General features: G+C 43.9%; 5 protein-coding genes and 1 pseudogene. 2 read left to right on the top strand and 4 right to left on the bottom strand.

Translation table 11 applies throughout. The features are described from left to right. Positions 1-616: 616 nt before the first annotated feature. Complete coding sequence (locus AB7S66_RS09625) at positions 617-1,948, bottom strand: GH1 family beta-glucosidase (protein ID WP_428519455.1); 1,332 nt, start codon at positions 1,946-1,948, stop codon at positions 617-619. Positions 1,949-2,430: 482 nt separating this feature from the next. On the opposite strand from AB7S66_RS09625, the gene asnA reads away from it, so the two are divergent. Continuing rightward, entirely contained in the window at positions 2,431-3,465 is a 1,035-nt protein-coding gene (gene asnA / locus AB7S66_RS09620) for an aspartate--ammonia ligase (protein WP_428519453.1), read from the top strand. A gap of 9 nt (positions 3,466-3,474) precedes the next feature. Then, entirely contained in the window at positions 3,475-4,227 is a 753-nt protein-coding gene (locus AB7S66_RS09615) for an exodeoxyribonuclease III (RefSeq protein ID WP_428519451.1), read from the top strand. Between the two features lie 2 nt (positions 4,228-4,229). Here the strand turns inward: AB7S66_RS09615 and typA are convergent, their stop codons facing one another. From typA to AB7S66_RS09600, 3 genes and pseudogenes are all read right to left on the bottom strand, one after another. Further along, positions 4,230-6,041 carry a translational GTPase TypA gene (gene typA / locus AB7S66_RS09610; RefSeq protein ID WP_428519449.1) on the bottom strand — a complete coding sequence of 604 codons (1,812 nt, stop codon included), beginning with the start codon at positions 6,039-6,041 and terminating at the stop codon, positions 4,230-4,232. 39 nt (positions 6,042-6,080) lie between these two features. Further along, positions 6,081-7,280, bottom strand: a complete 1,200-nt coding sequence (locus tag AB7S66_RS09605; RefSeq protein WP_428519447.1) for an MFS transporter — start codon at positions 7,278-7,280, stop codon at positions 6,081-6,083. Between the two features lie 885 nt (positions 7,281-8,165). After that, positions 8,166-8,405 (bottom strand): annotated as a pseudogene (locus AB7S66_RS09600) (transposase); the annotation flags it as partial. Positions 8,406-8,903: the final 498 nt, after the last annotated feature.

Here is an 8,903-nt window from a genome sequence, read left to right as displayed (position 1 = left end):
GGGATGCCTTGGAGCGTCTATCGAGTTGTTTTGGGGGATGATTGTCCCCGTCATCCTGGGGGAAAGACCCCCTGGGTTGCCGGCAAACCACCCGGTATGTAGTGATATGCACAAATTCACGTATATTCATACGTATTGCTCGGCATTTTGCTATGTACTCTATATATGTATAGATATTCATCTATCCGATGCAAAATCCACATTACAATATCTCTTCATGGTCGATGATCTTAGGTCAAAGCTTAGTTCTGCTAATGATGATACCATCCAAAACCAATTCAGATTTCAGTATCGATTGTTACAATACATTATCATCAAATCTTGCAGAAGAAACAATTGGATCTGACTATAAAATTATAAATTTTGTATTCTGTTATTGTTTACTATTATAGTGTTTCAAAGTGATATACATTTATTATATACAATTTACAATATCATATTAATATTTTTATAAATTGCATTTATATTGTTTAGATACTATTTAAAATATTAATTATTCTAATATGATGTATATATCCAAAAGAACAGTACCATTTTACATATCTATATATGATATTAGATGGTACTGTCCCATTGTTTCTTACTGCTATTATATGATTTTATATTAGTTTCAATACTAAAATTCGCAATACCCTGATATCACATCACGCATCATATAGGCACTATCCTTCACTATTCTTTCTTGGGTCTTGTAGTCTACATACACAATCCCAAAACGCTTTGAATATCCGTAGGCCCATTCGAAATTGTCAAGCAAAGACCATACAAAATATCCCTTCAATTTAACACCCTCGTCAATTGCTTGTTTACAGATAGCAAAATGTTCGTTCAGGTAATCACAGCGCAATACGTCATGCACCCTCCCATCTTCTACCATATCCTGTGCTGCACAACCATTTTCAGTGATGTAGAGAGCAAGACCTTTCGTCTCATCATCAAAATAGTGCAACAATCGCAACAATCCATATGGCACGATCGGCCAATGCATATCAGTGGTTCTTTGCCAAACGGGAACTTCACGATATTTGAATGGCATTTTCTCGTCATACACCACTGCACCCTCATTATAATAGTTGATACCTATGAAATCGAGGGGCTCCGCGATAATGTCCATATCACCGGCTTGTACAGGAAACGAAATATTGAGCGTTTCTGTCACGAGTACGGGATACCCTTTTCTTACCAACGGATGCAAAAATACCTCAGTATTTACTGCTCTTGCAAGCTCGCTCGCATGGTGATCTTCTTTCTTTCTGGTAGCTGGACGGGGAGCAACCGGATTCAACGTAATGCCAATCGGTTTGTCCAAGCCAATCTTTCTATACTCCTTGACTGCAAGCCCGTGAGCAAGATTGAGATGATGGACAGCATCAAAGGCTTCCCTGGCATCAGTGTGGCCTGGAGCATGTTCACCATAGAGATAGCCTAAATACGCACTGCAGAATGGTTCGTTCAGGGTGATCCACATATCTACATGGGATCCTAGCTGCTCAAAGCATGCCTTAGCATAGGCTGCAAATGCATAGGCTGTATCACGATTGGGCCAGCCGCCTTCATCCTGCAATGTCTGGGGTAGATCCCAGTGATACAGGGTGGCCACAGCCTTCATGCCTTTCTCGTGCAACGCATCACACAGGTTCTTGTAGTATGCAATCCCTGCCTGGTTTATCTCACCTTTTCCGTCTGGTATGATCCTTGGCCATGCAATTGAGAATCTATATGCTTGGAATCCCAATCCATCCATCAAGGAGACATCTTCCTTGTACTTGTGATATTGGTCAGTTGCTACATCCCCATTATCACCATTGAGGACTGCCCCATCTTTTTTGCAGAAGGTATCCCATATCGAGGGTTTCCTTCCATCCTCTTCCACTGCACCTTCCACTTGGTAGCTTGCAGTTGCACATCCCCAAAGGAAATCCTTGTTGAATTCCACTCTTCGCATCATCTGGCCCCTTATATCGCTTATTTTATCAATTGCTGGTCATCCCATCATCTGGAGATTACCACGGCGTTAAATCCCAGACAAGGCTTATGAAGGATATAGAACAAAGTTCCATCTTTGTACAAATCTATTCTTATGTCTTTATATATATTATGATATTATTTTATGTTATTTTGATATTATTTATAATGTATTATTATATCAATTTTATTGATGTATTAATATATATTTTACTTTTTTACAATATATTTTAATATTTTATTTTGCTTATTTTAAGTAATTTTTTATATTGTTATGATATTTAAATGCTTAAATGTATTTCAATACATACTCATACTCCTTCTTCGTCCTTCTATCGATGAAGTCAGGTAATTTCACTGCATGCAGTGTATTTCGTATTGTCAATCAATGGGTACAAATCACCGCTTCCAGGGTTTTCGAGCGCAAAAAAATACGATATGCTCAGTAATATTAAGGAGATTTGTATGCCAAAGTTTTTCCCAGAAGGCTATGTCCCTGCCATGGAGCAGAAGCAGACTGAAAAGGCCATCAAGTACATCAAGGACACATTTGAACGGGAACTTTCTGGAGGTTTGAAATTGAGCAGGGTTACCAGCCCGCTTTTTGTCCCAAGGGGTTCAGGTATTAATGACGATCTGAATGGTATTGAACGACCAGTACGGTTCCAGATAGGTAATCTGGAAAATCGTGAAATGGAAATCGTCCAATCCTTGGCAAAATGGAAGCGCATGGCTCTTGCCGATCTTGGATTCAAACGTGGCACTGGCTTGTACACAGATATGAATGCCATCAGGCCAGACGATGATCTGGATGCAATACACTCCATTTATGTTGATCAGTGGGACTGGGAACTGGTCATGGGGAAGCATGAACGTTCACTTGATTATCTCAAGCGAGTGGTGAGGAAGATATACTCATCGATGAAACGCACTGAGTTCTTGGTCAGCGAGATGTTTCCTGGATGTGAAGCGACGCTTCCTGAACATATTACATTCATTCACAGTGAAGATGCACAGAGAGAGTATCCACAGCTGACTCCAGTACAACGAGAGAAAGAACTTGCAAAGAAGTATGGAGCCATCTTCCTGATCGGGATCGGCAGCCCCCTCGCTGATGGTATCAGCCAAGGCGGAAGAGCCCCTGATTATGACGATTGGTCTACCAAGACCGACGATGAACACACAGGATTGAACGGGGACATCATTGTCTGGGATACCGTACGTGGAGATTCCTTGGAACTCTCCTCAATGGGTATCAGGGTGGATGAGGAAACCTTGCTTCGACAGTTGAAGATCAGGAAGGCCGAGGACCGTACATCATTGTACTGGCATACACGATTGCTTGGAGGAGAGTTGCCTCAGACCATTGGCGGTGGTATTGGACAGAGCAGGCTTTGCATGTTCCTCCTGAAAAAAGCACACATTGGAGAGGTGCAAGCCTCCGTCTGGCCTGAAGAAGTACGCAAAGAAGCCGATTCGATGCACGTGTTTCTTATGTAGGTGTATGGCATGAAGTTAATCAGCTGGAACGTCAACGGGCTCAGAGCAATCCAGAAAAAGGGGTTTGAGGAGTATGTATTATCTTGTGATGCAGATATTTTCTGCTTGCAGGAAACCAAGCTGCAGGAAGATCAAATCTCCCTGAGCCTTCCTAATTATCACCTGTACTGGAGCTTTGCTGAGAAGAAGGGCTACAGTGGCACTGCTCTTTTCAGCAAAACAGAGCCAATTGATGTTTCAACCGGAATTGGTCACCCCTTGGATAATGAAGGAAGGACGGTGACTGCCGAATTCGAAGACTTCTATGTAGTAAGTTGTTATACTCCCAACAGCCAAAGCGAATTGGCAAGGCTCGATGTTCGAATGGATTGGGATGAAGCATTCAGAGCGTATGTATCTTCCCTGAAAGATATGAAGGGTGTCATAGTATGTGGTGACCTGAATGTGGCCCATAATCCAATCGATCTGAAAAATCCGAAGGCAAATGAACGGAATGCTGGGTATACCATTGAAGAACGGCAGCAATTCACCAAGCTCCTGGAAGCCGGATTCATCGATACCTTCCGCCTCCTCTATCCTGAGAAAACCGATGCCTACTCTTGGTGGTCGTATCGGTTCCGTGCAAGGGAGAAGAATGCAGGGTGGCGTATCGACTACTGGCTTGTCAGTGAGGATCTCAAGGACCGTGTAGAGGACAGCACAATCGATACCGAGGTCATGGGCAGTGACCATGCCCCGGTAATCTTGGACCTGCAGGACTAGAATTACAGCAAGTACTGAGGAATCTCTCCTCGGTTCTCGAACACTTTACGTTGTTGGGTGCCGAGGACTTTTTTGCACATCCTGATCGCTTTTGGTGTGATTTCAACCAGCTCATCATCCTTGATAAACTGGATGGCCTGTTCCAGGCTTGGCTTGCTTACCGGAGTCAAAACAACCGCATCATCCTTACCGGCAGCCCTGTGGTTGGTTAGTTTCTTTGTCCTGGTTGGGTTGAGCAGCAAGTCACCTTCCCTGTTCCTCTCACCTACTACCTGCCCTTCATAGACAGGATCACCCGGCTCAATGAACCATCTACCGCGGTCCTCCAGCTGAAACAGAGCATAGGGCACTGCGTTACCACTGCGGTCGCTGATCAAGCTCCCGCTATAACGGTCTGGAAAATCCCCTTTATAGGGCTCGTAGCCTTTCATATAGCTGTTCATGATGCCGTTTCCACGGGTATCGGTAAGAAACTCATCGTGGTACCCTATCAGCCCACGGGAGGGGATCTCGAACTGCATTTTCACCCGGGCGTTTTCACTGTAGGTAATATCCCTCAAATGGCCTTTTCTCTTGGCAAGCTTTTCCATGACCGTTCCACTATGCTCCTCGGGACAGTCTATATAGAGGAACTCAACTGGTTCAGTCTTCTTTCCCTGCTCATCGGTCCTGAATATGATTCTTGGTCTGCCTACGCACATCTCAAACCCCTCTCGACGCATTTGCTCGGCAATGATGGCCATCTGGAATTCGCCTCTTCCTTTTACCGTAAAGGTATCGTCGGCATTCCTCTCAATCTTGATGGAGACATTACGCAACGCTTCCTTCTGCAAGCGTTCCCAGATCTTTGCCGAGGTTACCTGATTGCCTTCCCTTCCAGCCAATGGGCTGATATTCTTGGCAAAAAGCATGGAAACAGTCGGTTCATCGATATGGATGCGCTCCAGCGCCTTGGGATTCTCACTGGTACAGATTGTGTCCCCGATGTGGACATCTTCCACACCGCTGAGCACAATGATATCACCGCTAAATACCTTGGGTACCTCACTGAACGTGGGACCACTATAGGTCTGCAGCTTCGATACTCTCAGTGGTTTTACAACCCCACCCTCTTTCAGGCATACAAGGTTGTCGTTGGTGGTTGCGATTCCATTCACGACCTTACCGATAACCAGGCGTCCGAGGTAATCATTGTAGGAAAGATCACTGACGAGCATCCCAAAGGGTTGTTCATCATCAAACACTGGTGCTGGCACGGCCTCGAGAATTGCGTCAAGCAACTGGTGGAGATTCTCATCAAGATCAAGAGAGGACAGTCCACAGCGACCATCCTTCCCGCTTGCGTAGAAGACCGGTACCTCTAGCATTGATTCATCTCCAAGCTCGAGCAGCAATTCATAGACCTCCTGGAGAACCTCTTCACTGCGTTCATCCGGGCGGTCGACCTTGTTGATGACAATGATTGGTTTCAAGTTTAGCTTGAGTGCTTTCTCAAGTACAAAACGTGTCTGTGGAAGCGGACCTTCCGCTGCATCCACAAGGAGGACAACACCATCAACCATGGAGAGTCCTCGTTCAACCTCTCCACCGAAATCGGCGTGACCCGGGGTGTCGATGATGTTGATCTTCACCCCTTTCCAGGTGATGGCGCAGTTCTTCGCGCTGATAGTGATACCGCGCTCCCGTTCAATGGCCCCACTGTCCATTATTCTGTCTTGTCCATCATCAGTGAGTCCACTTTGCCTGAACATGGCATCCACCAACGTGGTTTTGCCGTGGTCAACGTGGGCAATGATGGCTATATTACGAATCATATCATTCTGGGTAAGCATAAGAATTCCTTACGGCCGCATTCAGCGGATGACGCTGGTCCTCGATTCCTTCGATTCCAGGAACGTTTTGACCAAGATGAGCAGAAGCATAAGCAGAATACTGATCGTGATGGTGGCAAGACCTCCTGCCATTCCAACGGACTGTGCAACAGCCCCGATTATGATCGGCATACTGATCGCTCCAACAGTTGCAGTTGCGATACAAGTTCCGGTTGCGATGGTAGAGGAGGTGAATCTGCTGTCCATCGTAGAGAGTGTTGTGGGATAGGTTCCACTCATGGCAAGGCCAAATCCAAAAAGGCTGACATAGATCAATGCAGTATTCTCTACACTGATCATCATCGTGAAGAAAGCCAACTGAAACAAAGCAAGGATGATGAGCAGGACATTCTTGTTCATTCTGTTTGAGAGGTGGGCACAGGCAAGTCGCCCAATCAGGATACACACCCAAAGCGCCGAACTTGTTGTCTGCGCAAGGGAGGGGCTCAAACGTCCCGTTTCAATGAAGTAGGTCACCAACCAACCAATGACGGAGGCTTCTGAGCAGAGATAGAAAAACAATATAAAGGTATTAAGCCAGAAACTGCCACTTTTCATGAATGCGTGGCTCTGATGCCCTACTTCCTTTTCCTTGGGTTTCCCGGAAAGGGATGACCGACTGAGAAAAATCAGTACCGCAAGTTCAGCCAATACCAGGAACCATGCGCTGATCCTCCAGTGTACACCAAAGAGTGAAGTGGTAAAGAGTACAATAAACGGTGCAAGGAAGGCCCCTACAGCAAATGAAGCATGCAAGAGATTCAATCCAGCACCTTTGTTCTCGCTTATTTCACTCATGACCACATTCGTGATGTTGCTGCTGGTGCCTCGCCCTATCCCGGTGAATGCAAAAGCCAGAAGCAGCAACAGTGGATTACCTGTCACGGTTATCAAGAGGAAGCCGATGACAATACCAAGAGAAAGGGTGATTGTGCTTCGCTTTCGGCCGATGAGATACGGGAGGTATCCGGCGACAAGAAGTGCAATAAAGTTCCCTACCTGGTGCGCTGAGATCACGGCACCACTGAGCACATAACTCATGCGATACTCTTCTTTCAGGAACGGCAGCAATGCCCCGATCATGGTGCTCATCATTCCACTGGTGAGAAAGGCAAAATATAACGTGTACATCAAGGGCACGTGTTCACGTTTAACCTTGAGCAGGGTAGCAAGGGAAGACATGTAAACTCCTAGATTGTTGTAAGGAAAGGATTCCAGACAAAAGTACGGTCTAAAAACGTACATCTATTAAATACCGTTATTTGTCACTTTTGTCCACTAGGCAAGAGATTATCATCTTCTTCATGACGAGGACGATAGGTAATGCATCAGATCGTATGAGGTAAATCAACAATATGAGTTTATGTATAACCTGCATTTTTTATAATACCGTTTCAATGTTTTATAATTCTTTTTCTCGTTGTTTTATAGTTATTTTTATTTCTTTTTAATATTATTTTAATATTATTTTCATTCTTTTTTATATCTTTTTATACTTATTACAATAGGATGAATACCACTATACACTGAAGTTTTCAAACAGCAGTAACATGCAAACAGATAACAGCACAAGCAAAAGAGAAAAGATAATCAATCAATCCTAGGGTTCGTTAGATCCTTTTCAGTAATGCGTTTCATGATCCAGTTTATTTGTTATTTCATACAGTTTCGTCTTCACCCTGCTATTCTTTATCGAGCAAACAACTACATCACACAAGAAACATACTTCGAACGAAGTCATTGATAAATCTGTGTATGGCAGTAAACCAAGACAGGATACAAAGAGACATCAAAAACCTGATACCGAAATACTGAGTGTCTATCAATACTTTTCACTGCAGGCAGCTTCTCTCCTATTTAGACGATATCCCATAAAGTAACCATGTAGAAAATACAGTACGACCAAACGAACTTACCTTTGAGAAATCATATCAATGCCCTAATAGCGGTTGTATCTCACAGACATGAACCCCACCAAAGGACTATCTGATTCTTGGCGGTCTTTGCACACAAATCCCAGCTGAGTTTGTTACAGGGGTTGTCAATAGTTTTTGTGTAATTGATTTTCTATAGTTTTACTCTTCCTTCAAACATGATAGAAAACTGGTTCAGTGCGACACCCCAATTCCTGATTGGCATGGTCCATTTCTTCGAGGCTTTGTGTATGGCAAGATACATAATCTTGTAGATTGATTCATCTGTGGGGAAAGCTGCCCGGTTCTTTGTCACTTTCCTCAGCGAGAAGTTCAAGGATTCTATGGCATTGGTTGTATAGATTACCTTACGGATTTCCTCAGGATATGAGAAGTGCTCGTAGATTGTGTAGCCTCAGATCTTACGTTTTTGGATAATCATCATCCCTCTATGCTTGCGTAACTTTACGGGATTTCCTCCTTTTTTTCCCCTACGCCACTGCAATCCTACCGTACGTTCCCTGTATTCGCTCTAAGAAATCAACAAGATTGCATCCTTATTATTCACAGAACAATACAACATTGTTCTGTATCCTTACAAACCATACACTCACAACTTTAGAGGGTTTCTGCAAACATGTTACCTGAGAGAAAGCAATCAATGATTCGTATAACCATAGAGCATAAGCCTGAACCACTTACGAAACATAGCCTTCATTTGAAACTGTTTCTGATTATACAGTAAATATTTATTTGCATCTATCCGGCCTTTCGCTGTTTGTAGTGGGTAGCTCTACATGATTGGTTGCAGGGGGAGAGACAATTCTCCACAAACGAAATAGATCATATTCATGAAATTCCTCATGTTCTTGAAGCCTCTAGCACGACTCTT

It is taken from the genome of Sphaerochaeta sp. (genome assembly GCF_050178175.1).
Taxonomy (GTDB): domain Bacteria; phylum Spirochaetota; class Spirochaetia; order Sphaerochaetales; family Sphaerochaetaceae; genus Sphaerochaeta.
This window is presented reverse-complemented; position numbering and strand designations above follow the sequence as displayed.